This window comes from Alicycliphilus denitrificans, assembly GCF_044792555.1.
Classification (GTDB): domain Bacteria; phylum Pseudomonadota; class Gammaproteobacteria; order Burkholderiales; family Burkholderiaceae_C; genus Alicycliphilus; species Alicycliphilus denitrificans_A.
The window spans coordinates 1,193,957-1,219,331 of sequence record NZ_CP126238.1 but is presented as its reverse complement, the minus strand read 5'-3'; the positions used below and the strand labels follow the sequence as shown (position 1 = coordinate 1,219,331).

Here is a 25,375-nt window from a genome sequence, read left to right as displayed (position 1 = left end):
TCACGAACGATTCTCCCGCTCCAGCACGTCCTGAGCAGGCTCGAAAAAGTAGCAAATCCGCGGCTGAGGCCGCAGATAATCCAGCACTTCGCGCGGCAATTGCACCGGCTTGAGGCTGCGCAAAATACCAAACTCGGGGTTACGTGCCAGGTTCAGCAAAGGCGCGTCGTCCCGCTGCACATCTGGCTGATACGGCACAACGCAGGGGCGTAACGGGCGCGAGGGATCGACGATCACCACGATGGCAAAGCGCCCGTCCACAAGCTGCACCAGCGAACCCGGCGGGTACACGCCCATCATGCGAATGAAGGCCGCAAGCACCGCTTCATCAAAGCACTCGCGCTGCAGCGCAAAAAGCCTGGCTACGGCCTCGTGAGGCGTGAACGCCAGCTCTCCGTGCAATGGGTTGCACAAGCGGTCATAGCGATTGACCAGCGCCAGAATCTGCCCCCAGCGGCTGATATCCTCGGCCATGAGGTGTAGTGGGAACCCGCTACCGTCGGCCATTTCATGGTGTTGAGCAATGGCTATAAGTACATCGCTGGGCAGGTCCATGCGCTGCCCCAGCTCCACCGACAGCCCCACATGGTCTCGGTAGCGCTGCATGTCAGCAGCCCCAAGCGAGGAGCCTGGCTCTCCAATGTGTCCCGGCAGACTCACCTTACCGAGATCATGTAGCAAGGCTGAGACGCCCAGGCCGCGCAACTCCTGCGCCTGCATGCCCAGTGACTGCCCCAGCAGCAAAGCCAATACCACCACGTTCACCGCATGGACGGCAGAATGCTGGCCGACACTGCCTGTCAGCAAATGCGCAGCACATGGCCCTTGCGCAAGAAGATCCGCAACACATGCAGCGATCAAGGAATCGGCCCGTTCGCGCGCCTGCTGCGGCACGGAGTGCACACTGGAAAAAACGGCGATAGACGCGCTGGTGGCCTCAAGAAATCGCTGTTGGCAGCGTTGCTGGCTGGATCTGTATGCGGCAACGAGATCCTTTTCTTTCAATCCCCCTTGATCCATGACATCGCTTACATGCTCAGCTGCATCATTCGCCCGCCTGTCTGCCTGTGCCGCAGACGGTTTCAGCGTCAGAGGACTAAAGGTACTCTTGGCAGGGACATAGCGAACGGACTTCACCCCAATCTCGCGCAGCACACGAATCTGTTCCGGCGAAGAGATCCTGAAGCTGCTCATCGGAAAAGGGTGATTGATCCAACTCATCTCCAGCTGGATGAACATGCCCACTTGGAGCGCGTCGATATCGATCGAAACAGACTGGTGCACTTCGGTTCAGTTGGCATGGGCTCAGCGGATGCTTATCCGAATCCACCCTTCGTGACGAAACATTATTGCAGTTACGCAAACCACATGTTTATTACATCCGTGGCGCGATCCGCACAACCGTGCATGTATGGCTGGTGAGTCAGGGCAAACACCAAGGTGCAGGTTGTCCGTGCACCACATCCATCCACAGAGCCCAAGCACCCAGAGTGAAAAGCACCAGGCCAGCCAGCCTGGAGCCCCAGGAGCTTGCCATACCATTCAGGCGCACCCGAAGGCCCCGCCATGCCAAAGGCCCGGCAACCAGCCAGACCCCGCTGCCGATGCCAAACAACACCATGCATAACGCGCCACGCGGCACGCTGCCACTCAGGGCTGCGGTGAGCAAAGCGGTGTAGAGCAAGCCACAAGGCAGCAACGCCCAAGCCAGTCCTGTCACGAATAGCCCCCCGGGGCGCGACACCAGTGCTCGCACCTTGCCCCAGACAGAGCGACCGGCACTTTCCAACCAAGCAGGCTGCCGTGCCTGCAGCATCATCAGCAAGCCCCAAGCTAGGATCAGCACATGCAACATAGTCCAGACCGGGCGCAAAGCTGCGCTGTTCTGACTCAGCCACGCCAGCCGCTCCATGGCAAAAGCGGCCAGTGCGCCTGCCACCCCATAGCCCGCCAACCGTCCCAGGTGGAAGCTCGCCGTACGCTGCACCACACCTGTACGCGACATCCAGCGCACTACCTGCGCCTCGCCGGCTGGCGCGGCACCCGCCCCCGTCAATGCTGCACAGGGTGCCGCACACATGACGAGACAATGCGTCCCGCCTATCAAACCCATGAGAAATGCCGTCGATGCCAAAGCCAATAACATGGCTCAGATGATGCGCGAAAAACGAGCCCGGTTACGGTCAGCCTGCAAATACTTGTCGAACACCATGGCCACGCCACGCACAAAAAACCACCCCATGGTAGTCACCGTCACGCCCTCAGAGTTGATAACCACAAGACCCTGTTGTTCCATCTCCTGAAGCTGCCGTAGTTCCGCTTCAAAATAGTGCCGGAAGTCGATGAGCCAGGACTGCTCCATCGGCTCGAACAGTAACTCGCCCTGGCACATCAAGGCCATGATGACCGCACGGCGCACCAAATCGTCCTTGGTCAAGGCCAGGCCGCGCACGACGGGCAGATGCCCATGATTGATGGCGTCGTAATAGTCATCAAGCGTCTTCACGTTTTGGCTGTATGTCGCTCCCACACGCCCAATCGCTGAGACTCCGAGAGCGATCAAGTCGCAATCGGGCTGTGTGCTGTACCCCTGGAAATTACGATGCAGCCGCCCCTGGCGCTTGGCCACCGCCAACGCATCTTCAGGCAGAGCGAAGTGATCCATGCCCACGTAGACGTAACCGGCATTCATGAATGCGTCAATGGAGCGCGCCAGCATGGATACCTTGGCCGAGGCCATGGGCAGCTCCGAGGTGATGATGCGCCGCTGGGCCTTGAAGCGCTCGGGCAAATGGGCGTAGGCGTAGAGTGCGATGCGATCGGGGCGCAACTGGGCCACCTGCTCCAGCGTACGGTCGAAAGACTCTGGCGTCTGTCTGGGTAGACCATAAATCAGATCCACATTCACTGACTCAAAGCCAAGCTTGCGCGCACTCTCAACCAGGCTGAACACCTTTTCGGCGGGCTGTATGCGATGCACTGCCTTTTGCACCTCGGGATCAAAGTCCTGCACCCCGAAACTGAGCCGGTTGAAGCCCAGTTCCGCCAACAGGGCGAGCCGCTGCTCATCCACTGTCCTGGGATCCACCTCAATGGAGTATTCACCCCCAGGAACCAGAACAAAACTGCGCTTGAGCATACCCATGAGCTCGCGCAAGCCGTCATCAGACAGGAACGTCGGGGTTCCACCGCCAAAGTGGAGCTGGCTAACATGTTGACCAACACCGCAGTGCGCCGTGTGCAAGTCAATCTCACGGCTCAGGTAGCGCAAGTACACCTCAGCCCGCTCGGGGTGGCGGGTAATGATCTTGTTACACGCGCAGTAGTAGCACAGCGACTCGCAGAACGGGATGTGGACATAAAGCGACAGAGGCATAGCCTTGGCCACAGACCCTACGTGACGCTGCTGCAGCGCCAGGATGTACTCTTTCTCGCCAAAAGCCTCCACAAAACGGTCGGCCGTGGGATAGGAGGTATAGCGCGGCCCCGAAACATCAAAACGACGCAAGAGCTCGGTTGTAACGACGGTCATGAAAGAATTCCTTGCAATTCGAACGCACTGTGCCGTAGAGTCCCATCGGCGTCCTTGACATCAATCAAGCACTCTCGAAGTCGAGTTGGCGACAATTTAGCCTTGGATCAAAGTATTTCAACAAATGTGGCATGCCTCGTCTCGTTAGCATTCCGATGTAAGCTCGCACCATGAACCGTGTCTCCATGCACTCCTCCCAAGCCATCAAAGTAGCCTGCTCAAATTGCAACTTGCGCGAGCTGTGCATGCCTGTGGGGCTGGATGAGCAGCAACTCAAGCGCATCGACGACATCGTTGCGATACGCCGCAAGATCAAACGAGGCAGCACATTGTTTCGCAACGGCGAGCCGTTCACCTCTCTGTTTGCCATTCGTACCGGTTTTTTCAAAACCTGCGTGGCCACGGAAGATGGGCGTGACCAAGTGACCGGCTTTCAGATGGCGGGCGAGATCATTGGCCTAGACGGAATCGTCAACGACCGCCACACTTGCGACGCAGTAGCCCTTGAAGACGCCGAGGTCTGCGTGATGCCATTCGAGCGTATCGAAGAGCTGTCGCGCGAAGTAACGGCTCTGCAGACCCATGTACACAAAATCATGAGCCGGGAAATTGTCCGTGAACACGGCGTCATGCTGTTGCTGGGCAGCATGCGAGCCGAGGAGCGCCTCGCAGCCTTTCTTCTAAACCTGGTGCAGCGACTGCATGCACGCGGGTTCTCGCAGTCGGAACTAGTATTGCGCATGACACGCGAGGAAATCGGTAGTTATTTAGGCCTCAAGCTCGAAACCGTCAGCCGCACCTTCTCCAAATTCGTGGAGGAAGGCATTGTGGAGGTCAAGCAACGCCATGTACGCATTGCGAACACTGACGCCCTGAAGCGGATCGTCAACAACCAGCAATCCTGTCATTAAGACCCGTACCAAACTAAAAAATAATCCATCGGACCGATATAGCTAGGTCAAGACACATACTTGGCGCAATCCTCCGGCCTTTCACCCGACGGTACTGGGCAGCGATTGAGCTCAAAGGGTGAAAACGACAGCAGGGTGGTGAGCGCACTCGATGCCATGATGATCAGCCAGAATACGAAAAACGCAATGGTGTAGACACCTTGCCTCGATAGGTTCACAGGCTGATCAAACCACTGCAATGCCTCGGGGTCGACAAACGCAAACACTACCATTTCCATGGCACCAGCCATCAGAAATGCCGGCCAGGCAATCCACATCAAACGCTGCATCCACATCGAAGTACCTCCTTGCTGCGCTGACAGCCTAGCACTATGTGGGAAGTAATCGCACCCCGGATTCCCCCTAGGAGGCTGTCGGGCTTGGAGCGCCGAAAGCGAAAATCGGCCCCAGCGAGACCAGTTTTTGCCGGATTTGCAGCCCAATAGCCGAGCTATTGGGCAAAAAGACGGTGAAAAATGGGCCGCTGCGGTCGATTTGCAGCGGGTGATTTCCAAGTCCGACAGCCTCCTAGGCCACCTCGTCAGCGTGGTTGATCCTGGACTGGCGTAGCGGCGTGGTTGCGCCCCTTGGTTGCGGGCGTCATGCTCATCTCCGAATTTTTCAATGTCTTGTTGATGTCAAGGCCGCGCTGATAATAGTCTTCGGCCAATACCGGATCGGGCTGCGCAAGTGCAAGCCAAAGCGTAACAAAACCGGCGATGACCACGATCACAGGCCCAGCAATAATTAGCCAGACATGGCCATATTTCCACCAAGGCTGGGATCCTTGCGCGTTATTCTTCGATGAACTTGCAGACATGACTGCGAACTCCTTGGCTCTCATGGACGCCATGCAAAATTTGATAGGAATCGGTTTGCGCTATACGCCACCCTCAACGCGGCACTAGGAACACAGATTTTTCTGCCACCTGCGCCTTGTTGCCCTGTGCCCCTATATCGAAATACACCGTGTGCGAACCTGGCGCCGCAGATCCATAGGGGATCTGCAGGCGCACGACCACCCAGCGCGACTCCGCGGGGCCAATATTAATTTCCGGCTCGGAAACCACTTCCAGCCCCTCCAACCCACGCGCATCGATCACGTAACGCTGTGCTCCTTCGGTAGCATTCATGATCTGCAAACGGTAAATGTTTTCAAGTTTTCCACCTGCCACGACGCGCGACAACGCCGCACGATCTCGTACCACGTCCACCTTCAGGGGCGTGCGCACCACTAGGCTGGCCACCATACCCAGGCAGAGTGCCACCAAGATACCGGTGTAAAACAGCACCCGGGGACGTAGCACGCGCTTGAGCATCTGCGACTGAGTCCAATGGTTCTTTACGCCATTCTGCGTGGAGAATCGAATCAGCCCGCGCGGATATTGCATCTTATCCATCACCGTGTTGCAAGCGTCCACGCATAGCCCGCAGCCAATGCAGTCATACTGCAAACCATTTCGTATATCAATGCCAGTGGGACAAACCTGCACGCACAACGAACAGTCGATGCAATCTCCTAACCCCTTGGCCTTGTAATCTACGATCTTGGTGCGCGGTCCACGAGGTTCGCCCCGCTCCGGATCGTAGGTAACGACGAGCGTATCGTTATCAAACATCGCACTTTGAAAGCGTGCGTAAGGACACATGTATTTACAGACCTGCTCACGCAAATAGCCTGCATTACCATAGGTCGCCAATCCGTAGAAAAATACCCAAAAAATTTGCCAAGAGCCATGGAGCGCCAAAAGCTCCCCGCCCAATTCACGAATGGGCACAAAGTAGCCAACAAACGTAAACCCGGTCCAAAAGGCCACAGTGACCCAAACCAACTGCTTGAGCGACTTTTTCCATATTTTTTCAAAAGTCCAGGCCCCATTGTCCAGTCGAATACGAGCACTTCGATCACCTTCGATCTTATGCTCAATCCACATGAATATTTCGGTATAAACCGTCTGCGGGCAGGAAAATCCGCACCACAGCCGCCCTGCGACCGCAGTGAACAAAAACAGCGCCAGGGCCGAGATGATGAGTAAACCGGTTAGATAAATAAAATCCTGTGGATACAGCACCAAGCCAAAGATATAAAAGCGCCGGGCACCCAAGTCAAACAGCATCATTTGTCGCTCGCCCCATTGCAGCCAGGGCAAACCATAAAAAATCAGCTGGGTGACATACACCATGATCCAGCGCCAACGCGAAAACAAGCCGCTGATGGAGCGCGGGTAGACCTTCTTCTGTGCCTCGTACAAGGATACGGAATCAGCCTTAGGCGTTTCAGCGGGGGCTGCCGCAATGGGGATAACCTTGCGTGGTTTTCCTTGGGCTGGCTTCATGGTGGATTTTTTTCAATGCAAGACACGCTTGCAAAATACAAAAAAGCCGGCACCCCGGATAGGGGTTGCCGGCCAATAAAGACGCTTTATTTAGGGGCGCCGGACTTGCTGGACAAGCCCCAAACATAGGCGGTCAACACGTTGATCTGCTGATCCGTCAGCTTGCCGGCTTGTGCGGGCATCTGATTGGTCTTGCCATTGTTGATCATAGCCGTGATGCTCGCTTCGCCCCAGCCGTGCAGCCAGATGTCATCTGTCAAGTTAGGGGCACCCATGGCGGTGTTGCCCTTTCCGTCCATGCCATGACAGGCCGCACAAGCCGTGAACTTGGACTTGCCAAGCGATGCCTTGAGCGAGTCATGCGGACTGCCCGACAGACTCAGCACATATTGCGCCAAGTTGCGTACATCTTCGGGGGAACCCACCGCTTCTGCCATGGGAGGCATCACACCGATGCGTCCATCATGAATAGTTTTGCGGATGTCGTCCGACGTACCACCATGCAACCAATCATTGTCACTAAGGTTAGGGAAGCTCTTGCTACCGCGCGCGTCCGAGCCATGGCATTGGGCACAGTTGTTCATGAACAAGCGCTCACCAATGGCCATGGCTGCTGGGTCGGCAGCCATTTCCTCGGTTTTCATATTGTCAAAGCGTGCATACAACGGCTGCAACTCGGCATTGGCCTTATCGACTTCAGCTTGATACTCGCCCACCTGCGTCCAGCCCAATTGCCCCTTGAAAGTACCCAAGCCAGGATAAGCAGCCAAATAAGCAATGCCAAACACAATGGTGATGACAAACAACCACATCCACCAACGGGGCATAGGGTTGTTCATTTCCCTTAAGTCCACATCCCAGACATGGCCCGTGGTGTTGTCGGCTGCCGACTCGATCTTCTTGCGAGAGGTCAGCCACAGCAGAAGAGCACAGGCAATGATGCCGGCAAGGGTGATCCCGGCCACATAAATAGACCAGAAATTACTGGTGAAATCGCTCATGGGTTTTCTCTTGATATCGGTTGGAGCAATCAATCGTCATTGGCGAAGGGCAGCTGCGCCGCCTCCTCGAACCGGGCACGGTTGCGAGCCGTGTAGGCCCAATACCAAATGCCCAGAAAACACGCCAGCGAAACCAGCGTGACCACGATGCGCATGGTGGTGATATCCATGGCAAGCTCTCTTTATTTGAGTGCGGTGCCCAGCACCTGCAGGTATGCGATCACCGCCTCCATCTCGGTCTTGCCCTTTACGGCTTCAGCCGAACCGGCGATTTCCTCATCGCTATAGGGCACACCCACCCGGCGCAAGGCACGCATGTGTGGCGCCATGCTGGCGGCATCCACTTGGTTCTTTTCGAGCCAGGGGTAGGCCGGCATATTGGATTCGGGCACCACATCACGGGGATTGATCAGGTGAATGCGGTGCCATTCATCGCTGTACTTGCCGCCCACACGATGCAGATCCGGGCCTGTACGCTTGGAGCCCCACTGGAACGGATGATCGTAGACAAATTCGCCAGCCACCGAGTAGTGGCCATAGCGCAGAGTCTCAGCACGGAACGGGCGGATCATCTGCGAGTGACAGTTGTAGCAACCTTCACGCTGATAGATATCACGCCCGGCCAACTGCAGTGCCGTATAGGGCTTGAGCCCCTGGACCGGCTCAGTGGTGGACTTCTGGAAGAACAGCGGAACGATTTCCACCAGCCCCCCCATAGCGATCACTACCAAAATCAGCACGATCATGAGGAAGTTGCTGGTTTCTACCTTCTCGTGGGTGAAGCCAGAACTCGATTTATTGGATGCGTTAGACATTGACAATTTCCCTTGGATCTCAAGCGTGTGCCGGATTGACGGCTGGGATGGCCACCTTGACAGAACGGCCAGAGATTGCAGTCATCCAAGTGTTCCAAGCCATGATGATCATGCCGCCCAGGTACAGTACGCCACCCAAGAAGCGGATCGCATAGAACGGATAGGTGGCCTTGACGCTCTCGACAAAGGTGTAGGTCAGGGTGCCATCGGGATTGACCGCACGCCACATCAGGCCCTGCATCACCCCGGCAATCCACATCGCGGCGATATACAGCACGATACCGATAGTGGCCAACCAGAAGTGGATTTCAATGGCCTTGATGGAGTGCATTTTTTCCCGTCCAAACAGGCGCGGGATCATGTAGTAGAGCGACCCCATGGTCACCAGGCCAACCCAGCCCAGGGCGCCGGAGTGCACATGCCCCACGGTCCAGTCGGTGTAATGCGACAAGGCGTTAACGGTCTTGATGGACATCATCGGACCTTCGAAGGTGGACATGCCGTAGAACGACAGCGACACGATCAGGAAGCGCAGGATGGGATCGTCACGCAGCTTATGCCAGGCGCCCGACAGGGTCATGATGCCGTTGATCATGCCGCCCCAGCTGGGCGCCAGCAGAATCAGCGAGAACACCATGCCTACGGACTGTGTCCAGTCAGGCAGTGCTGTGTAGTGCAGATGGTGCGGGCCGGCCCACATGTAGGTAAAGATCAGCGCCCAGAAGTGCACGATGGACAGGCGGTAGCTGTATACCGGGCGGGCGGCCTGCTTGGGGATGTAGTAGTACATCATGCCCAGGAAGCCCGTAGTCAGGAAGAAGCCCACGGCATTGTGGCCATACCACCACTGCACCATGGCATCCTGAACGCCGGCATAGGCCGAATAGCTCTTCATCCAGCCGGCCGGAATTTCCGCGCTGTTGACAATGTGCAACAGGGCCACAGCCAGAATGAAAGCGCCAAAGAACCAGTTGGCCACATAGATATGCTTGACCTTGCGCTGGCCCACGGTACCAAAAAACACGATTGCGTAAGCCACCCAGACCAGAGCGATCAGGATGTCAATCGGCCATTCCAGTTCAGCATATTCCTTGCCAGTGGTATAGCCCAAGGGCAGGCTGATGGCGGCAGCCACAATGACGATTTGCCAGCCCCAAAAGGTAAACGGAATCAGCGGTCCACCAAACAGCTTGGTTTGGCAGGTGCGTTGCACCACGTAATAGCTGGTGGCAAACAGACCGCAGCCACCAAAGGCAAAAATCACTGCATTGGTATGCAGCGGACGCAGGCGGCCATAACTTAACCATGGTATTCCGAAATTTAGTTCAGGCCAGGTCAACTGGGCAGCGATGAACACGCCAACCAGCATGCCAACCACCCCCCAAACGACTGCCATGATAGAAAACTGGCGTACGACGGTATCGTCGTAATGCGCGACTTTTGTTTGTGATGACTCCATCGGTTACCTCATTGATAAGCAGGAAAGTTTCAACCGGACTCGCATTATGGTTATTGATCAACATCAATCACCTCTCAAAATGCGCTCCCCCTCTTGTTCGATGTTTTCAAATTGCCCCCGGTAAACCGCCCACCACAGGCTTGCCAGCACAAACAGCACGAGCACGACAGACAGGGGAATCAGCAAATACAAAATATCCATGATCAGGCCACCCCCATGGGCCCATGCGTCGAGAGCGGCGCCTGGGCGCTGACGGCAATGGCCTCGCCTCCGACGGCACGCGCCAGACGCGCGGCATTTAGAACCACTAGCAGCGAGCTGAGCGCCATGCCCAGCCCGGCCAACCAGGCAGGCATGTAACCGGCGATGGCCAACGGAACACCTACCGCGTTGTAACCGGCGGCCCACCACAGGTTCTGGCGCACGATGTGCATGGTGCGCCGCGCCAGCAGCAAGGCTTGGGTCACGAGGGCAAGATTGTCACCTAAAACAACGATGTCAGAACGGGATTGCGCCAACGCAACAGATTTGCCAAATGCGAATGATGCGTGCGCACCAGCCAACACCGGGCCATCGTTGAGGCCATCACCCACCATGGCCACTCGGTGGCCTTGCGCCTGCAGGGCCTGCAGGGCCTGCAGCTTGTCCTGCGGCGTGCAACCACCCCGGGCGGCCTCAATGCCTGTGCGCTGCGCCACGCGTTGAACGGCCGCGCCTTGATCGCCGGACAGCAGTTCAACGGCGACTCCAGCAGCGCGCAACTGCTGCACGACTGCGGCGGCCTCGGGGCGTAACTCTTCACTCAAGCCAAAACGCGCGAGTTCGGAAATTTGCCCCGCCTGCTCGACCGATAGCACCACCTGCTGCCGGGCGCTGCCTGCCTGCGGGACACGCGCATGCAGAGCCGAACCCAGGCGCAGGATCATTTCTTCCTGCCCTTCCGCCTTCCACCCACGCGCCTGAAGTCCGGCGCCTGGCAGTTCCTCCACGGCATCCACGCGCCACGCGCCATCTTGCAACGCCGGCTCTTGCACCGCGGAGACCAACGCCCGCGACACCGGATGCAAAGAATGGCCCGCCAGCATGGCCGCCAGCCCGAGAGCCTGTTCTGGCGTGAGCCCGGCACCAGGCGCCACCTCGATGTCGGTTACCGCCAGCCGGTCACGGGTCAGCGTCCCCGTCTTGTCGAACACCACCGTATCCACATGAGCCAGGGCCTCCAGTGCCTGCAGGTTGCGCACCAGCACCCCTCTGCGCGCCAGCGTGCCTGCGGCGGTAAGCATGGCCACCGGCGTAGCCAACGACAACGCGCAGGGGCAGGTGACCACCAGCACGGCCACCGCCACCATCAATGCATGGCTGGGATCAGTAGGCCACCACCAGGCAGCCGCCAGAGCAGCCGCCAGCAACACCCCGACCAAGAAAGGGCGAGCCACCCGGTCGGCCAGCTGTGCCAGGCGTGGTTTTTGTAGTGAGGCGCTTTCCATCAGCAGCACGATCTGGCCAAAACGCGTCTGTGCGCCCAAGGCCTCGACCATCACCTCCACCGCCGCCCGCAGGTTGAAGCTGCCTGCGGTGACTGAGCTGCCGGGGTGTTTGCCGACGGGAGTGGACTCGCCGGTCAACAGGGCCTCGTCAGCCTGGGTGCTCCCGCTCAGAAGGCGACCATCGGCCGGAAAGGCCTCCCCGGGCAGCACCCGCACCACATCGCCGACCTGCAGGCGCCGCGTCGCCACGCGCACAAAGTCACCTTCGGCCGTACGCCGCTCCACGCTGTCGGGCAGGCGGTTCATGACGGCCTCCAGGGCCCCGGCCGTGCGGTCGCGCAGGCGCAGCTCCAGCCAGCGGCCCGTGAGGAGGAAAAAGACAAACATGGTCAGCGAGTCGTAGTACACCTCGCGCCCGAACGGCCCCGTCGGGTCGAAGGTACCCAGCATACTGACCACAAAGGTGATCAGCATGCCCAGCGCCACCGGCAGATCCATGCTCACCCGGCGCTGGCGTATGTCACGCAGCGCGCTGGAGAAGAACGGCCCGCAGGCAAACAACACCACGGGCAGGCTGATGACCCAGGAAGCCCAGCGCAGCAACTGCTCCATCTCGGTGCTCAGGTCCCCGGGCATGGCCTGGTAGGCGGGCCAGGCGTACATCATGACCTGCATCATGCAAAAGCCGGCGACCAGCCAGCGCCATAGGGCTCGGCGGTTTTCACGCTGGCGCTGCTCGCGCGCCAGGGCATCCATGGCCGGCAGGGGTTGGTAGCCGGCCTTGCGCACGGCTTGCATCCATTGCGAAGGCAGCACCTGCGACGGACTCCACACCACGCGCGCACGGCGTGTGGCGGCACTCACATCCACCTCGCTCACGCCAGGCACCCGGCGCAGAGCGTCCTCGATGGTCAAGGCGCAGGCCGCGCAATGCATGCCCTCAAGCACCACATGGGACTCCCACGGGGTATCAGTGGGCGACGCGCCCGGAGACGGGCTAGCGCACGGCCTGCCAAAGGCCGCCCACTCCTGCGGATCGTCCAGCAGCACAGCAGGATCAGGTGCCACCACAGGCTCAGCGGTCGCCGACGAACCGGCGGGTTGATTTGACATAGATCGAAGATTATCTGCAGCGCGAGGAAACCCTCTTGACATGAATCAAGGCGGAGAACGTGAGCTATCCTATGCTAGTTCGCAACTTCAACCAGATATTAGGAGCAACTCATGTACAAACGCATACTGATCGCCACGGACGGATCTCCCCTGTCGGAAAAGGCTGTGGAGAGCGGCCTGTCACTGGCAGGCCTGACGGGCGCATCGGTGGTTGCCCTTAAGGTGGTGCCGCGTTATCCGCGCAGCTATTTCGACGGCAGCCTGCCAGTGGAAACGGCGGAGGTCAAACGCATCGAGAAACAATGGGGCGACGCTGCCCAGGAACTGGTGAACAAGGTCAAGGCTCGCGGCTCGGATGAAGGCGTGAGCGTCAAGGCCGTAGTGACCAAGTCCGATCTGGTTGCCGAGGCCGTGATCGCCGCCGCCAAGAAGCACAACTGCGACCTGATCGTCATGGCCTCGCATGGCCGCAAGGGCCTCAAGCGCCTGCTGCTGGGTAGCGAAACGCAGCATGTGCTGACGCACTCGCATATTCCGGTGCTGGTGCTGCGCTAAGCATTAAATCAGGCTCTAGCGCTTTACCATCAAGCGTTAGAAGCTATTTATAAAATAGCAAAGGCGGCCATGGCCGCCTTTTACGTTTCTTGCCGCCGCGCGCCCTCAGGCGAACAGCCCCTTGTGCTGCTCGCGCAGCAGGTTCTTCTGTACCTTGCCCATGGTGTTGCGCGGCAGCTCGGTGGCCACGAAGCAGCGCTTGGGGATCTTGAAGTTGGCCAGCTGGCTCTTGAGCTGGCCGATGATGGCCTCGCCATCGAGCTTGGCACCAGGCTTGGGAATGACCACCGCCACGCCGACTTCGCCGAAGTCCGAGTGCGGCACGCCCACCAGGGCACTTTCGGCCACGCCGGGCAGCTCGTTGATGTAGCCCTCGATCTCGGCCGGGTAGACATTGTAGCCGCCGCTGATGATCAGATCCTTGCTGCGGCCCACGATGCTCACGTAGCCGCGCTCGTCCTGCTTGCCCACATCGCCGGTCTTGAACCAGCCATCGGCCGTGAACTCCTCCGCCGTTTTTTCGGGCATGCGCCAGTAGCCCTGAAACACGTTCGGGCCCTGCACCTGGATGTTGCCGATCTCGCCCACAGGCAGTTCGTCACCCTCATCGCCAACCACACGCAGGCCGACTCCGGGCAGCGGGAAGCCCACGGTGGCTCCGCGCCGCTCGGCCTGCCCGCCGTGGCGCGCGTCGGCGGCGTAGGGGTTGGAGGTCAGCATGATGGTCTCGCTCATGCCGTAACGCTCCAGGATGGTGTGGCCGGTGCGCTCCTGCCATTCCTTGAAGGTTTCGATGAGCAGCGGCGCCGAGCCCGAGATGAACAGGCGCATATGGCTCGCGGCAGCCTTGGTGAGCGCCGGCTCGGCCAGCATGCGTACATACAGCGTGGGCACCCCCATGAACACCGTGGCACGCGCCATGGCGGCGATAGCCACCCTGGGCTCGAACTTCGCCAGCCAGATCATCTTGCTGCCGTTGATCAGCGCGCCATGGATGGCCACAAACAGGCCGTGCACGTGGAAGATGGGCAGCGCGTGGATCAGCACATCGCCCGGCTTCCAACCCCAGTAGTCCTTGAGCACCTGGGCGTTGGACAGCAGGTTGCCGTGCGTGAGCATCGCCCCCTTGCTGCGCCCCGTGGTACCGCTGGTGTAGAGGATGGCGGCCAGGTCGTCGGCCTTGCGCGCCACGATCTGATGCGCATCGCCAAAATGCGCGGCGCGCTCCAGCAGGCTACCCGTGCGGTCGTCGCCCAGCGTGAACACATGCTGCGTGCCCGCGCTGAAGGCGATCTTCGACACCCAGCCGAAGTTGCCCGGGGTGCAGACCACCACCGCCGGCTCGGCGTTGCCGACGAAGTACTCGATCTCGGCGCTCTGGTAGGCGGTGTTCAGCGGCAGGAAGACGTAGCCCGCGCGCAGCGTGGCCAGGTACAGGATCATGGCCTCGACCGACTTTTCCACCTGCACGGCGATGCGGCTGCCCTCGGGAATTTGCAGCGAGTCCAGCAGGTTGGCGATGCGGGCGCTGGCGCGCTCCAGGTCGCGCCAGGTGTAGAGCAGCGGCTCGCCGCTGGCCGTGGCGGCCTCGACGGCGATCTGCTCCAGGTCCGCGGGGAAGGCGGCGCGCAGGGCGCCAAACAGGTTCTGGTCGGAATTGCTCATGGTAGGTACAAGCCAATAAATCAGAAGACGGGTGGGCGCTTGGCCAGAAAGGCACCGATGCCCTCGCGGTGCTCGGCGCTGTCGGCATAGGCATAGGGATCAGCTACGCTATCCATAGCTGTTTGCGCCTGTTGCATGGGCGTTTGTGCCATTTTTTGCATTTGCAATGTGCGCAGGGTCTGCTTGTTCATGCGCGCCGCGGCCGGCGCCAGCGCGGCAATGCGCAGCGCGCTCGCAACCGCCTCGGCCTCCAGCCGCTCGGCCGGCACGACGCGGCTCAAAAAGCCGCGCTGGGCCATCTCCGCGGCGCCGAAGGTGGCGGCCTCCAGCAGCATCTGGCGCGCCGTGGTGTCGCCCATGGCCGTGGCCACCAGGGCCGCCTCGCGCGGCGCCATCGGAAAGCCCAGCTTGGCGATGGGCGCGCCAAAGCGTGCGTCCGCCTCAGCGATGCGGACGTCGCAGCAGCTGGCGATCTCCACGCCCGCGCCCATGCAGGGGCCGGCGATGCGCGCCACGATGGGCACGTCGCAGGCCAGCATGGCCGCCAGGCCGCCCCAGACCTCGTCCTCATGAAAGCCGCGCAGTTGCGCGGGGTCGAAGCGAAACGCCGGGTACTCGGAGATGTCGCCGCCCGCGCAGAACGCCTCCCCTGCGCCTTCGATGAGGACACAGCGCACGCCAGCATTGCACTGGATGCTCTCGAAAACGAAACGAAGTTGGCGCCACATGGCGCGCGACATGGCATTGAGCCGCCCGTCGTGGCGCAGCGCCACGCGCACCACGCCGCGGCCCGCGGCCTCGCCCCCAGCCGGGGCGGCAATGACTTCGGCAACCACGGCCCGCATCACTCCAGCTTGGCGCCCGAGGCCTTGACCACCTGCGCCCAACGCTTGACCTCGCTGCCGACCAGCTTGCCGAACTCGGCCTGCGACAGGGTGCCGAACTCGGCACCATTGCCGGCCCAGACGGTCTTGATCTCCTCGGCCTGGCCGAGCTTGCGGATCTCCTCGGCGATGCGCGCCTGCACGTCGGCCGGCGTGCCCTTGGGCGCCCACAGGCCGTACCAGGTGGAGACGGTGTAGTCCGGCAGCCCCACCTCGGCGGCGCAGGGCACGTCGGGGAAGGCCGGGTTGCGCTTAGGTCCCGAGACCATCAGCGCCTTGATGCGCCCGCCCTTGATGTGCGCGGCGGACGAGCCCAGGCCGTCGAACATCATGTCCACGTTGCCGGCGATCAGGTCCTGCAGCGCCGGGCCCGCACCGCGGTAAGGGATATGGGTGATGAAGGTGCCGGTCTGCAGCTTGAACAGCTCGCCCGCCAGGTGGTGCGAGGTGCCCGAGCCCGCCGAGGCGTAGTTCAGCTTGGCCGGGCTGGCCTTCAGCAGCTCCAGGAACTGCTTGAAATGGTTCACGGTGACATTGCGTGGATTCACCACCAGCACCTGGGGCACGTTGGCCACCAGGGCCAGGGGGACGAAATCCTTCTCGATGTCGTAATCCAGCCTGGGGTACATCGAGGGCGCGATCACATGGTGCACGCCGCCCATGAACAGGTTGTAGCCATCGGCCTGCGCCTTGGCGGCCGCGCTAGCGCCCACGGTGCCGCCGGCGCCGCCACGGTTGTCGATGACCAGCGTCTTGCCCGTGGACTTGGCGAACTGCGCCGCCAGCGGGCGCGCAAACGCATCCGTGCCGCCGCCCGCCGGGAAGGGCACGATCAGGTTCACGGGCTTCGTCGGCCAACCGCCCGCACTCTGCGCCCAGGCACCGCCCGCGGTCAGGGCCAGGCCTGCCGCGCCGGCGGCGCGCAGCATGTCGCGCCGGCGCGGGGTGGCTGCGATGCGGGTGGTGTCGATGCTTTCGTGCATTGCCTAGTCTCCTTCTGTTATGCAAGTGGTGAATGTATTCAGCCGCGGCACAGGCTTTCGATGTCGCCCGACACCGGTACATGCCCCTGGGCCAGCAGGTCGCGGTGCTTGTCGATGCGTTTCAAGTCGTACAGATAGTTGACCATAAGGCCAAAGGACTGCTTGAGACCCTTGGCCGAAGGGTCGCCGGCCCAGTTGAGCCGCTCCACGCGCGCGCCATTGCCCAGGTGAAAGCGCGCCACGGGGTCCATCGGTTTGCCATCCTGCAGCTCGCGCACCAGATAGCGCGCGGCCCACTGCTGCAGCAGCTGGCGCAGCGGTGATTTGGCGGGCAGGTCCAGCGCCTTGTCGGCCGCGGCCAGCACATGCGCCGCCTGCGGCGGCTCAAAGCCCACGGCGCGGCCGAGTTCGGCCAGGTGCTTGGCGTCCAGCAAATCCAGCTGCGCCGCACAATTCTTCTGCAGCCAGGCACGAAAGCCGGGAATGGGCGAGAGGGTGGCAAAGGTGCGCAGGCGCGGAAACTCCGCGGTGAGGGTGTCCACCACATGCTTGATCAGAGAATCGCCAAAGCTCACGCCACGCAGCCCCGCCTGGGTGTTGCTGATGGAGTAGAAAATGGCGGTGGTGGCTCGCCGTATGTCCGAGGGTGCGGCCGACTCGTCCAGCAGCGGCGTGATGCTGGAGGAAATCTCGCCCACCAGGGCCACCTCCACGAAGATCAGCGGCTCGTTGGGCAGGCGCGGATGGAAGAACCCGTAGCAGCGCCGGTCGCTGTCCAGGCGGTTCTTCAGGTCATCCCAGCTGCGGATGTCGTGCACCGCCTCGTACTTGATGAGCTTTTCGATCAGGGACGCGGGCGAGTCCCACGACAGGCGCTTCAACTCCAGGAAGGCCACGTCGAACCAGGTGGAAAACAGCTGCTCCAGCTCGGCCTCCAGCGGCAGCAGGCGCTTGTCACCCTTAAGCTGCGGCAGCAGCTCGGCGCGCAGGTCCACCAGAAAGCGCAGGCCCTCGGGGAAGGCGGCAAAGCGCTGCAACAGGCGCGTGCGCGGCGAATTCAGGGCGCGGCGCAGCTGGGCCTCGGCCTGGGGTCCATCTGCCGTGCCCATGGCGGCCTCATAGCGTTGCTGCGCGCTCTTCATGCGCGCGGCATCGGGCACGAACTGCTCGCTCATCAACAGCCACAGATCGCGCCGCTCTTCGGGACTGGCCCCGGCATGCCAGGCGGCCACGGCCTGGGCGCGGCGCCCGCCCTCGATCTCGCTCACGCGCGGCGCCACCACGTCCTGCAGCTGGGCCAGCAACTGGCGCAGGGCACGCGGCGACAGCGCCTCGCTGCCGCGGCGCAGCGTGGCCTGCAGGCGCTCGTGCGTGCTGCGCTCCTGTGCGGGCTTGGACGTGGCTGCGGCGCCCTCCCCCTCCTTGCCGGCAGCGGCCTTGCCACCGGCCGAGCGCAGGCGGCCCACGTTGCGCGAGATCCAGGTCTGGGTGGCGTTCATGGTGCGATCCGGGAGGGATGGTTGCGGGCCAGCTCGCGCAGTGCCTCGCGCTGGGCAAAAAGATGGTGGCGCATGGCCTGCTCGGCGGCCTCGGCGTCGCGCCGCTTCAGGGCCGCGAACACCTGCAGATGCTCGGCCAGACTTTGCTGCAGCCGGCCCGGCACATGCAGCGTCTGGTGCCGCGCCAGGCGCAGGATCTTGCGCAGGTCGCCAATCACCTGGGCCAGCCAGCGGTTGTCGGCCAGGGTAATGAAGGCCTCGTGGATGGCGTGGTTGGCCTCGTAATACTCGGTGATGCGTCCCGCCTCGGCGTGCGCGCGCAAGCGCTGGTGCAGCACCTCCAGCGCCGCGATGTCGGCAGGCCCGGCGCGCTCGGCGGCCTCGAACGCGGCGCGCCCCTCCAGCAGCGCAATCACCGGAAAGATCTGGTCCACGTCGCGCTCCGTGATCTCGGCCACGAAGCAGCCGCGGCGCGGCTCATGGCGCAGCAGGCCCTCGGCGACAAGCACCTTGAGCGCCTCGCGCAGCGGCGTGCGCGAAACGGCCAGGCGCTCGCACAGCGCCCCCTCGTCCACGAAGCCGCCCGGTGCCAGCTCGCCGGCAAAAATCTGCTGGCGCAGCTTTTCGGCGGCTTGGTGGTGCAGGGAATCGGCAACGCTGCGCATGGAGGGCAATGGTCGAACTAGGCGGTCTTCAACAGCCCGCGAAACAAGGCGAATGACTCATGATTACGCATAATTTTCTGTAATTATCAAACAACGGCCGCCACTTGCGATGGGGGTTATCGCCTACCTTGCCGGCATCACGGCATAAGCGCCGCAAGTCTGATAAATGGGATGGGAAAACACAAAAAACCCTTACCTAATATGCGCATGGCGCTATAAAAATAGTTTTATAGCCCCCACATAGCCAGAGGATTGGATGAAGCCGATAGCCCACGCATGCCTGCACCGCGCCCGTGCAAGCGCATCGTGACGAAGCGGCACCGCTGAGAGCTACAGTAGCGAAGGCGTGGCCGAGCGCAGCCTGTTTCTGCTGCCGGACCATGCGGCGTGGGCAGCCACCCGCAGCGGGGCTTCGTGACGAAGAGCGGCAAAGCCAAAAATGGGCTGCTGCCGGCGATTTCAACCGCGGGCGGTTCCCGCACGCGAGCCGAGAAACCAGGAGGACGACCATGACCGACAACACCTCGCACCCCGGGGATATCGCCCCCCAGCGCTACGCCGCACGCGCCGCCGTCATCGGCACGGACACGCGCATCGTGCGCGCCTTGCCGCACCGCGAGCGGCGCACCGTGGGCGCCTGGTGCTTTCTGGACCACCTGGGGCCGGTGCAATTCGCGCCGGACAAGGGCATGCATGTCGGCGCACACCCGCACATCGGCCTGCAGACCTTCACCTGGATGATCGAGGGCGAGGTCGTGCACCGCGACTCACTGGGCAACGAGCAGATCGTGCGCCCCGGCCAGGTCAACCTGATGACGGCCGGACGCGGCATAGCGCACACCGAGGATTCGCTGCTCGATGGCTCCCGCATGCACGCGGCCCAGCTGTGGATCGCCCTGCCTGACGAGCAGCGCTGGTGCGAGCCGACGTTCGACCACTACCCCGACCTGCCGCAGCTGGACACCGGCGGCTGGCGCGCCACCGTGCTTGCGGGCAGCGCCTTTGGCCAGAGCGCCCCGGCACGGGTCTACACGCCGCTGGTGGGTATCGACCTTGCGTCCACCGGCGCGGCGCACAGCACGCTGGCGCTGCGGCCCGAATTTGAATACGCCGCCATGGCCCTGCGCGGCTGCGTGCGATTGGCCGGCGCAGCCATCGCGCCCGGCGAGTGGCTTTACTTCGCACCCGGCCGCAGTCAGCTTGACGCGCAATGCGACGCCGACGCGCAGTGGCTGCTGCTGGGCGGCGAGCCATTGGGCGAAGACGTCCTCATCTGGTGGAACCTGGTGGCGCGCAGCCAGGCCGAACTGCAGGCGGCGCTGGACGACTGGAATGCCGGCCGCTTTGCGCCGGTGCGCCCCGGCAGCCTGGCCCAACCCCTGCCCGCGCCCAGCCTGAGCGGCGCGCGGGTGCGCGCCAGCGGCCATAGCTAACCCTTTTAGCACCCCGTGGCCGGCAAGAGTGCGCGCCGGATGTCCTGCCCAAGTCCGGCACCGGCGCCGTGGCGTGCCCTGCAGGAACGCGAGACGGCGGCGCACTGAAACCCAGGCAGCCACCCTATACTGGCTGCGATGACGGCCAGGAGTGGGGGAGACGGACCAGGTGCCGAAAGCCCGGTTCCTTCTCCCTCCTTCTTTCAGCGGGAGGCTCTCATGGACAGATTCCAGTTTTGCGCGGGTCTCGTCAGCGGCGCGGCACTCGCCGCCCTACCCCGTGCGGCATTCGCCCAGGCCACACCGGCCCAGCGGCTGGACACGCCCCACGCCATCGACATGGCCGGGCGCCTGCGCATGCTGTCGCAGCGCTGCACCAAGGCCTATCTGCAGTGGGGCCAGTCGATTGCCAGCGATAGCGCCCGCACGCTGCTGCAGGAATCCATCACCCGCTACGAGGCGCACCTGGCAGCGCTCAAGACCTTCCAGCCCAACCCGGCCGTGCAGGCCAACCTGCCACAGCTACAAACCCTCTGGGCGCAATTCAAGGCACTTCTGACCGGCGAACCCAACCGCACCGGCGCGGCCGCGCTGTACGACGCCAACGAGACGCTGCAAAGTGCGGCCCACTATCTCACCGTGTCCTACTCCAACAGCACCGGCTCGCTGCTGGAACACCTGATCGGCCTGGCCGGGCGCCAGCGCATGTTGTCGCAGCGACTGGCCAAGTTTTATTTCTACCGCACCTGGGAGTTGTACGAAGCGCCGGCAGACATGGAAATGCACCTGAGTCGCGCACATTTCACGGCCGTACTGGCGCAACTGGAAGCCTCGCGCCATGTGACGCCGGCCGTGCAGGCCGCCGCCACGCGCGTACGCCGCACATGGGAGCCCTATCAGCAAGCCCTGTTTGCCAGCAAGGAGCCCGCCGCCATGCGCGCGGGCGCTCAGCAGGTGGCCGAGGGCAGCGAGCGCGTGCTCGCCGCCACCGAAGATCTGATGGTCCTACTCGTGGCCCAGACGCAGAGCAAGGCGTAAACCGCAGTGATAGCCGCAGCTAGCGCGAGGATTTGCCACGCGCCCTGTGTTCAACGGCACTGTTTATGTGCTGTATAGCGTCAAACACTGCACCACGGGCGGTGGCGTCACGCCGATCGCCCTTGCGCCCACCACCACAGCCCCACGCCGCCCAGCACCATGGGCAGGCACAGCCACTGCCCCATGCTCATGCCCAGCGACAGCAGGCCCAGGAAGCTGTCGGGCTCACGGAAATACTCGGCCACGAAGCGCAGCACGCCATAGCCCACGAGGAAGGCCGCCGCCACCTCGCCGCGCTTGCGCGGACGGCCTGCATACAGCCACAGCAGCACGAAGAGCAGCAGGCCTTCGAGCAAAACCTGGTAGATCTGCGAGGGGTGGCGCGCCAGCATGGAGCCGCTTTGCGGAAACACCATGCCCCAGGGCAGATCCTGTGGCGCAAAGCGCCCCCACAGCTCGCCGTTGATGAAGTTGCCTATGCGCCCCGCCGCCAGCCCCGTGGGTACGCAGGGCGCCACGAAGTCGGCCACCTGCAACCAGGGCCTGCGGCGCGAATGGGCAAACCACAGCATGGCACCGATCACGCCCAGCAGGCCGCCATGAAAACTCATGCCGCCCTGCCACACGTAGAAGATCTCCAGCGGGTGGGAGAGGTAGTAGCCCGGCTTGTAGAACAGGCAGTAGCCCAGCCGCCCGCCGGCCACCACGCCGAGCACGCCAAGGAACAGGATGTCCTCCACATCCTTGCGCGACCAGGCCTGATCTCCCGTGAGCGAGGCATAGGGCTCATGCCGCAGGCGGCGCAGGCCCAGCACCATGAACAGCGCAAAGGCGGCCAGGTAGGTCAGGCCATACCAGTGGATGGCCACGGGGCCGATCTGCAGGGCCACGGGGTCAATATGCGGGTACATCAGCATGGCGGCGATTGTGCCGCAGGTGTACCGCAGTCCCATTTGAATGGTCACTGAATACGCACGATACTTCGCTGGTCACAACCCACACAAGATCAACACCATGCAAGGCCACCCCGACGTCATCGACTGCCTCAAGGAGCTGCTGCGCGGCGAGCTGGCGGCGCGCGACCAGTACTTCATCCACTCGCGCCAGTACGAGGATCAGGGCTTCGTGCGCCTGTATGAACGCCTGGACCACGAGATGCAGGAAGAAACCCAGCACGCCGACGCCATCCTGCGCCGCATCCTGGTGCTGGAAGGCAAGCCCGACATGCGCCCGCACACCTTCACACCCGGCGACACGGTGCAGCAGATGCTGCGCCAGGACCTGGACACCGAGTACGCGGTGCAAAAGAACCTGAAGGCCGCCATCGCCCTGTGCGAGACACACCGTGACTACGTGAGCCGCGCCATGCTGCTGGCCCAGCTACGCGACACCGAGGAAGACCACGCCTACTGGCTGGAAAAGCAGATCGGGCTGATCGACAAGCTGGGCCTGCAGAACTACCTGCAATCGCAGGCCGAGGCTTGATCCGTCAGGCGTTGGCCGGCACGCTGACCATGGTGGCCTGCATCAGCGCCACCACCTTGTAATCGGGCCCCGCGCCGGAATACGCGCGCACCTCTCCGCTGCACACGGTGAGCATGCGCCCCGCGCTCTGCACCTTGCCCACGGCGACAAAGCGCTCGCCGATAGCGGGCCGCATGAAGTTGGTCTTGAACTCCGCCGTGACCACCTCTGAGCCCGGCGCGGACTTGGTCAGGGCCGCGTAGCCGCAGGCGTTGTCCACAATGCTGGTGATGGCCCCGGCGTGCACAAAGCCCTGCTGCTGCGTCAGGTGGCTGGAGAAGGGCAGCTCGATATGCACCTCGCCGTCCTGCACCAGCACCAGGCGGGCGCCCAGCGTGCTCATCAGGCCCTGGGCGTTGAAGCTGGCGGCGATGCGTTCATGCAGTGAGTTCATGGCGTCAAGGGTTTGCAGCAAAAATAAGAGCTATCCACGCTTGATTTTTAATGATTTAAAGATTAAATCGTTCTGAAACCTTTTATTCACAAGCGTAGACAGCTCACAAAACAGAAGCTCGGTCCCGTCAGTCCAGCAGCGACAGATCGCGCACCGCGCCCTTGTCGGCCGAGGTGACCAATTTTGCATAGGCCTTGAGCGCGGCAGACACCTTGCGCGGGCGCGGCTGCACGGGCTTCCAGCCCAGGGCGTCCTGCTCGGCGCGGCGGCGTGCCAGCACATCGTCGCTGAGCAGCACGTCGATGCGGCGGTTGGGGATGTCGATGCGGATGCGGTCGCCGTTCCTCACCAGGCCGATCGCGCCACCGGCCGCTGCCTCGGGCGAGCAGTGGCCGATCGACAGGCCCGAGGTGCCGCCCGAGAAGCGCCCGTCGGTCAGCAGCGCGCAGGCCTTGCCCAGTCCCTTGGACTTGATGTAGCTCGTGGGGTAGAGCATTTCCTGCATGCCGGGGCCGCCCTTGGGGCCTTCGTAGCGCACCACCACCACGTCGCCGGCCAAAACCCGGTCGGCCAGGATGTTGGCCACGGCCTCGTCCTGCGACTCGACCACATGGGCCGGGCCCTCGAACACCAGGATGGATTCGTCCACGCCCGCGGTCTTGACCACGCAGCCGTCCAGGGCAATGTTGCCGGTGAGCACGGCCAGGCCCCCTTCCTTGCTGAAGGCGTGCTCATACGAGCGGATGCAGCCCGCGGCGCGGTCCAGGTCCAGGCTGGGCCAGCGCGCGTTCTGGCTGAAGGCCACCTGCGAGGGCACGCCGCCGGGGCCGGCCATGTAGAAGGTCTTGACGGCCTCGTCCTGCGTGCGCGTGATGTCCCACTGCGCCAGCGCCTCGCCCAGCGTGGGCGCATGGATGGTGGGCACGTCGGTGTGCAGCCGGCCGGCGCGCTCCAGCTCGCCCAGGATGGCGAAGATGCCGCCCGCGCGGTGCACGTCCTCGATGTGGTACTTGTCGGTGTTCGGCGCCACCTTGCACAGCTGCGGCACGACACGCGAGAGGCGGTCGATGTCGGCCATGCCGAAGTCTATGCCGGCCTCCTGCGCGATCGCCAGCAGGTGCAGGATGGTGTTGGTGGAGCCGCCCATGGCGATATCCAGCGTCATCGCGTTCTCGAAGGCCTTGAAGCCCACGGCGCGCGGCAGGATGCGCTCGTCGTCCTGCTCGTAGTACTGGCGCGCCAGCTCCACGATGCGCCGGCCGGCCCGCTTGAACAGTTGCTCGCGGTCGGCGTGCGTGGCCACCACGGTGCCGTTGCCGGGCAGGGACAGGCCCAGCGCCTCGGTCAGGCAGTTCATGGAGTTGGCGGTGAACATGCCCGAGCAGGAGCCGCAGGTGGGGCAGGCGTTGCGCTCGGCCTCGGCCAGGTCGGCGTCGCTGACCTTGTCGTCGGCGGCCATGACCATGGCGTCGATCAGGTCAAGCTTCTTGAACGCAATGGTGCTGGTGCCGGGCACGGACAGCTTGGCCTTGCCGGCCTCCATCGGGCCGCCGGAGACGAAGATCACCGGAATGTTCAGGCGCATCGCGGCCATGAGCATGCCGGGGGTGATCTTGTCGCAGTTGGAGATGCAGACCATGGCGTCGGCGCAGTGCGCGTTGACCATGTATTCCACGCTGTCGGCAATGATGTCGCGGCTGGGCAGCGAGTACAGCATGCCGTCGTGGCCCATGGCGATGCCGTCGTCCACGGCGATGGTGTTGAACTCCTTGGCCACGCCGCCCGCGGCCTCGATCTCGCGCGCCACGAGCTGGCCCAGGTCCTTCAGGTGCACATGGCCGGGCACGAACTGCGTGAAGGAATTGACCACCGCGATGATGGGCTTGGAGAAGTCTTCGTCTTTCATGCCGGTGGCGCGCCACAGGGAGCGGGCCCCTGCCATGTTGCGGCCGTGGGTGGAGGTCTTGGAACGGTATGCGGGCATCGTGGTTGCGGGAGAGGATGGACTGGAGGAAATCTGTGGCCCGTGCGCTTGGGGGCCT

The 25,375-nt window shown here is 62.5% G+C and carries 25 protein-coding genes; 5 read left to right on the top strand and 20 right to left on the bottom strand.

What is annotated here, in order from left to right:
- The 3 genes from P7644_RS05745 to hemN form a co-directional block, all read right to left on the bottom strand.
- The gene (locus P7644_RS05745; RefSeq protein ID WP_404303138.1) at nucleotides 1-1,239 is read right to left on the bottom strand and encodes an HD-GYP domain-containing protein; all 1,239 of its coding nucleotides are present in this window, start codon (nucleotides 1,237-1,239) and stop codon (nucleotides 1-3) included.
- Nucleotides 1,240-1,423: 184 nt separating this feature from the next.
- The gene (locus P7644_RS05740; protein WP_404302164.1) at nucleotides 1,424-2,146 is read right to left on the bottom strand and encodes a sulfite exporter TauE/SafE family protein; all 723 of its coding nucleotides are present in this window, start codon (nucleotides 2,144-2,146) and stop codon (nucleotides 1,424-1,426) included.
- A 3-nt stretch (nucleotides 2,147-2,149) separates the two neighbouring features.
- On the bottom strand, nucleotides 2,150-3,532 hold the full coding sequence (gene hemN, locus P7644_RS05735) for an oxygen-independent coproporphyrinogen III oxidase (RefSeq protein WP_404302163.1): 1,383 nt from the start codon (nucleotides 3,530-3,532) through the stop codon (nucleotides 2,150-2,152).
- 170 nt (nucleotides 3,533-3,702) lie between these two features.
- Here hemN and fnr point away from each other — a divergent pair, with 170 nt between their 5' ends.
- The gene (fnr, locus tag P7644_RS05730; protein WP_404302162.1) at nucleotides 3,703-4,443 is read left to right on the top strand and encodes a fumarate/nitrate reduction transcriptional regulator Fnr; all 741 of its coding nucleotides are present in this window, start codon (nucleotides 3,703-3,705) and stop codon (nucleotides 4,441-4,443) included.
- A 47-nt stretch (nucleotides 4,444-4,490) separates the two neighbouring features.
- On the opposite strand, the gene P7644_RS05725 is transcribed toward fnr, so the two are convergent.
- The 9 genes from P7644_RS05725 to P7644_RS05685 form a co-directional block, all read right to left on the bottom strand.
- Entirely contained in the window at nucleotides 4,491-4,778 is a 288-nt protein-coding gene (locus P7644_RS05725) for a hypothetical protein (protein WP_404302161.1), read from the bottom strand.
- Nucleotides 4,779-5,023: 245 nt separating this feature from the next.
- Complete coding sequence (locus P7644_RS05720) at nucleotides 5,024-5,302, bottom strand: FixH family protein (RefSeq protein WP_404302159.1); 279 nt, start codon at nucleotides 5,300-5,302, stop codon at nucleotides 5,024-5,026.
- Between the two features lie 73 nt (nucleotides 5,303-5,375).
- Complete coding sequence (ccoG, locus tag P7644_RS05715) at nucleotides 5,376-6,818, bottom strand: cytochrome c oxidase accessory protein CcoG (protein WP_404302158.1); 1,443 nt, start codon at nucleotides 6,816-6,818, stop codon at nucleotides 5,376-5,378.
- Between the two features lie 86 nt (nucleotides 6,819-6,904).
- Nucleotides 6,905-7,819, bottom strand: coding sequence for a cytochrome-c oxidase, cbb3-type subunit III (gene ccoP, locus P7644_RS05710; protein WP_404302157.1), 915 nt, complete (start codon nucleotides 7,817-7,819; stop codon nucleotides 6,905-6,907).
- Between the two features lie 29 nt (nucleotides 7,820-7,848).
- Complete coding sequence (locus P7644_RS05705) at nucleotides 7,849-7,989, bottom strand: cbb3-type cytochrome oxidase subunit 3 (protein ID WP_404302156.1); 141 nt, start codon at nucleotides 7,987-7,989, stop codon at nucleotides 7,849-7,851.
- Between the two features lie 12 nt (nucleotides 7,990-8,001).
- Nucleotides 8,002-8,634, bottom strand: coding sequence for a cytochrome-c oxidase, cbb3-type subunit II (gene ccoO, locus P7644_RS05700; protein WP_404302154.1), 633 nt, complete (start codon nucleotides 8,632-8,634; stop codon nucleotides 8,002-8,004).
- 19 nt (nucleotides 8,635-8,653) lie between these two features.
- Nucleotides 8,654-10,093, bottom strand: a complete 1,440-nt coding sequence (gene ccoN, locus P7644_RS05695) for a cytochrome-c oxidase, cbb3-type subunit I (protein WP_404302153.1) — start codon at nucleotides 10,091-10,093, stop codon at nucleotides 8,654-8,656.
- 63 nt (nucleotides 10,094-10,156) lie between these two features.
- Nucleotides 10,157-10,294 carry a cbb3-type cytochrome oxidase assembly protein CcoS gene (gene ccoS, locus P7644_RS05690; RefSeq protein WP_404302152.1) on the bottom strand — a complete coding sequence of 46 codons (138 nt, stop codon included), beginning with the start codon at nucleotides 10,292-10,294 and terminating at the stop codon, nucleotides 10,157-10,159.
- Nucleotides 10,295-10,296: 2 nt separating this feature from the next.
- The gene (locus tag P7644_RS05685; protein ID WP_404302151.1) at nucleotides 10,297-12,693 is read right to left on the bottom strand and encodes a heavy metal translocating P-type ATPase; all 2,397 of its coding nucleotides are present in this window, start codon (nucleotides 12,691-12,693) and stop codon (nucleotides 10,297-10,299) included.
- A gap of 111 nt (nucleotides 12,694-12,804) precedes the next feature.
- On the opposite strand from P7644_RS05685, the gene P7644_RS05680 reads away from it, so the two are divergent.
- Nucleotides 12,805-13,248, top strand: a complete 444-nt coding sequence (locus P7644_RS05680) for a universal stress protein (RefSeq protein WP_404302150.1) — start codon at nucleotides 12,805-12,807, stop codon at nucleotides 13,246-13,248.
- A gap of 105 nt (nucleotides 13,249-13,353) precedes the next feature.
- Here P7644_RS05680 and P7644_RS05675 read toward each other — a convergent pair whose 3' ends face one another.
- Genes P7644_RS05675 through P7644_RS05655 form a run of 5 tightly spaced genes read right to left on the bottom strand, consistent with a single transcriptional unit; the run spans nucleotide 13,354 to nucleotide 18,944 of the window.
- Nucleotides 13,354-14,913 (bottom strand): malonyl-CoA synthase, encoded by a 1,560-nt coding sequence (locus P7644_RS05675; RefSeq protein ID WP_404302149.1) that lies wholly within the window; start codon nucleotides 14,911-14,913, stop codon nucleotides 13,354-13,356.
- A gap of 20 nt (nucleotides 14,914-14,933) precedes the next feature.
- Complete coding sequence (locus P7644_RS05670; RefSeq protein ID WP_404302147.1) at nucleotides 14,934-15,758, bottom strand: enoyl-CoA hydratase/isomerase family protein; 825 nt, start codon at nucleotides 15,756-15,758, stop codon at nucleotides 14,934-14,936.
- Complete coding sequence (locus P7644_RS05665; protein ID WP_404302145.1) at nucleotides 15,758-16,780, bottom strand: Bug family tripartite tricarboxylate transporter substrate binding protein; 1,023 nt, start codon at nucleotides 16,778-16,780, stop codon at nucleotides 15,758-15,760. The genes P7644_RS05670 and P7644_RS05665 overlap by 1 nt, the downstream gene beginning before the upstream one ends.
- Nucleotides 16,781-16,818: 38 nt before the next feature.
- On the bottom strand, nucleotides 16,819-18,279 hold the full coding sequence (locus P7644_RS05660; protein ID WP_404302144.1) for a malonyl-CoA decarboxylase: 1,461 nt from the start codon (nucleotides 18,277-18,279) through the stop codon (nucleotides 16,819-16,821).
- Nucleotides 18,276-18,944: a GntR family transcriptional regulator gene (locus P7644_RS05655; protein WP_404302143.1), complete on the bottom strand. Its 669-nt coding sequence runs from the start codon at nucleotides 18,942-18,944 to the stop codon at nucleotides 18,276-18,278. The genes P7644_RS05660 and P7644_RS05655 overlap by 4 nt, the downstream gene beginning before the upstream one ends.
- A gap of 509 nt (nucleotides 18,945-19,453) precedes the next feature.
- Between P7644_RS05655 and P7644_RS05650 the strand changes: the two genes are divergently transcribed.
- Nucleotides 19,454-20,377 carry a pirin family protein gene (locus tag P7644_RS05650; RefSeq protein ID WP_404302141.1) on the top strand — a complete coding sequence of 308 codons (924 nt, stop codon included), beginning with the start codon at nucleotides 19,454-19,456 and terminating at the stop codon, nucleotides 20,375-20,377.
- Nucleotides 20,378-20,596: 219 nt separating this feature from the next.
- Nucleotides 20,597-21,415: a type IV pili methyl-accepting chemotaxis transducer N-terminal domain-containing protein gene (locus tag P7644_RS05645; protein WP_404302139.1), complete on the top strand. Its 819-nt coding sequence runs from the start codon at nucleotides 20,597-20,599 to the stop codon at nucleotides 21,413-21,415.
- A 107-nt stretch (nucleotides 21,416-21,522) separates the two neighbouring features.
- On the opposite strand, the gene lgt is transcribed toward P7644_RS05645, so the two are convergent.
- Nucleotides 21,523-22,332, bottom strand: coding sequence for a prolipoprotein diacylglyceryl transferase (lgt, locus tag P7644_RS05640; RefSeq protein WP_404302137.1), 810 nt, complete (start codon nucleotides 22,330-22,332; stop codon nucleotides 21,523-21,525).
- A 97-nt stretch (nucleotides 22,333-22,429) separates the two neighbouring features.
- Between lgt and bfr the strand changes: the two genes are divergently transcribed.
- On the top strand, nucleotides 22,430-22,900 hold the full coding sequence (gene bfr, locus P7644_RS05635; RefSeq protein ID WP_404302135.1) for a bacterioferritin: 471 nt from the start codon (nucleotides 22,430-22,432) through the stop codon (nucleotides 22,898-22,900).
- Nucleotides 22,901-22,904: 4 nt separating this feature from the next.
- Here the strand turns inward: bfr and P7644_RS05630 are convergent, their stop codons facing one another.
- Together P7644_RS05630 and ilvD are read right to left on the bottom strand one after the other, a co-directional pair.
- The gene (locus P7644_RS05630; RefSeq protein WP_404302134.1) at nucleotides 22,905-23,333 is read right to left on the bottom strand and encodes a PaaI family thioesterase; all 429 of its coding nucleotides are present in this window, start codon (nucleotides 23,331-23,333) and stop codon (nucleotides 22,905-22,907) included.
- A gap of 127 nt (nucleotides 23,334-23,460) precedes the next feature.
- Complete coding sequence (ilvD, locus tag P7644_RS05625; RefSeq protein WP_404302133.1) at nucleotides 23,461-25,317, bottom strand: dihydroxy-acid dehydratase; 1,857 nt, start codon at nucleotides 25,315-25,317, stop codon at nucleotides 23,461-23,463.
- Between the last annotated feature and the right edge of the window lie 58 nt (nucleotides 25,318-25,375).

Coding starts and splice junctions, on each gene's coding strand:
- P7644_RS05720 (WP_404302159.1), bottom strand. CDS start 5,302: ATGTCTGCAAGTTCATCGAAGAATAACGCGCAAGGATCCCAGCCTTGG.
- P7644_RS05745 (WP_404303138.1), bottom strand. CDS start 1,239: ATGTTCATCCAGCTGGAGATGAGTTGGATCAATCACCCTTTTCCGATG.
- ilvD (WP_404302133.1), bottom strand. CDS start 25,317: ATGCCCGCATACCGTTCCAAGACCTCCACCCACGGCCGCAACATGGCA.
- P7644_RS05660 (WP_404302144.1), bottom strand. CDS start 18,279: ATGAACGCCACCCAGACCTGGATCTCGCGCAACGTGGGCCGCCTGCGC.
- ccoO (WP_404302154.1), bottom strand. CDS start 8,634: ATGTCTAACGCATCCAATAAATCGAGTTCTGGCTTCACCCACGAGAAG.
- bfr (WP_404302135.1), top strand. CDS start 22,430: ATGCAAGGCCACCCCGACGTCATCGACTGCCTCAAGGAGCTGCTGCGC.
- P7644_RS05680 (WP_404302150.1), top strand. CDS start 12,805: ATGTACAAACGCATACTGATCGCCACGGACGGATCTCCCCTGTCGGAA.
- fnr (WP_404302162.1), top strand. CDS start 3,703: ATGAACCGTGTCTCCATGCACTCCTCCCAAGCCATCAAAGTAGCCTGC.
- P7644_RS05630 (WP_404302134.1), bottom strand. CDS start 23,333: ATGAACTCACTGCATGAACGCATCGCCGCCAGCTTCAACGCCCAGGGC.
- P7644_RS05685 (WP_404302151.1), bottom strand. CDS start 12,693: ATGTCAAATCAACCCGCCGGTTCGTCGGCGACCGCTGAGCCTGTGGTG.
- P7644_RS05740 (WP_404302164.1), bottom strand. CDS start 2,146: ATGTTATTGGCTTTGGCATCGACGGCATTTCTCATGGGTTTGATAGGC.
- hemN (WP_404302163.1), bottom strand. CDS start 3,532: ATGACCGTCGTTACAACCGAGCTCTTGCGTCGTTTTGATGTTTCGGGG.
- P7644_RS05650 (WP_404302141.1), top strand. CDS start 19,454: ATGACCGACAACACCTCGCACCCCGGGGATATCGCCCCCCAGCGCTAC.
- ccoS (WP_404302152.1), bottom strand. CDS start 10,294: ATGGATATTTTGTATTTGCTGATTCCCCTGTCTGTCGTGCTCGTGCTG.
- P7644_RS05655 (WP_404302143.1), bottom strand. CDS start 18,944: ATGCGCAGCGTTGCCGATTCCCTGCACCACCAAGCCGCCGAAAAGCTG.
- lgt (WP_404302137.1), bottom strand. CDS start 22,332: ATGCTGATGTACCCGCATATTGACCCCGTGGCCCTGCAGATCGGCCCC.
- P7644_RS05725 (WP_404302161.1), bottom strand. CDS start 4,778: ATGTGGATGCAGCGTTTGATGTGGATTGCCTGGCCGGCATTTCTGATG.
- P7644_RS05675 (WP_404302149.1), bottom strand. CDS start 14,913: ATGAGCAATTCCGACCAGAACCTGTTTGGCGCCCTGCGCGCCGCCTTC.
- ccoG (WP_404302158.1), bottom strand. CDS start 6,818: ATGAAGCCAGCCCAAGGAAAACCACGCAAGGTTATCCCCATTGCGGCA.
- P7644_RS05645 (WP_404302139.1), top strand. CDS start 20,597: ATGGACAGATTCCAGTTTTGCGCGGGTCTCGTCAGCGGCGCGGCACTC.
- ccoP (WP_404302157.1), bottom strand. CDS start 7,819: ATGAGCGATTTCACCAGTAATTTCTGGTCTATTTATGTGGCCGGGATC.
- P7644_RS05665 (WP_404302145.1), bottom strand. CDS start 16,780: ATGCACGAAAGCATCGACACCACCCGCATCGCAGCCACCCCGCGCCGG.
- P7644_RS05705 (WP_404302156.1), bottom strand. CDS start 7,989: ATGGATATCACCACCATGCGCATCGTGGTCACGCTGGTTTCGCTGGCG.
- P7644_RS05670 (WP_404302147.1), bottom strand. CDS start 15,758: ATGCGGGCCGTGGTTGCCGAAGTCATTGCCGCCCCGGCTGGGGGCGAG.
- ccoN (WP_404302153.1), bottom strand. CDS start 10,093: ATGGAGTCATCACAAACAAAAGTCGCGCATTACGACGATACCGTCGTA.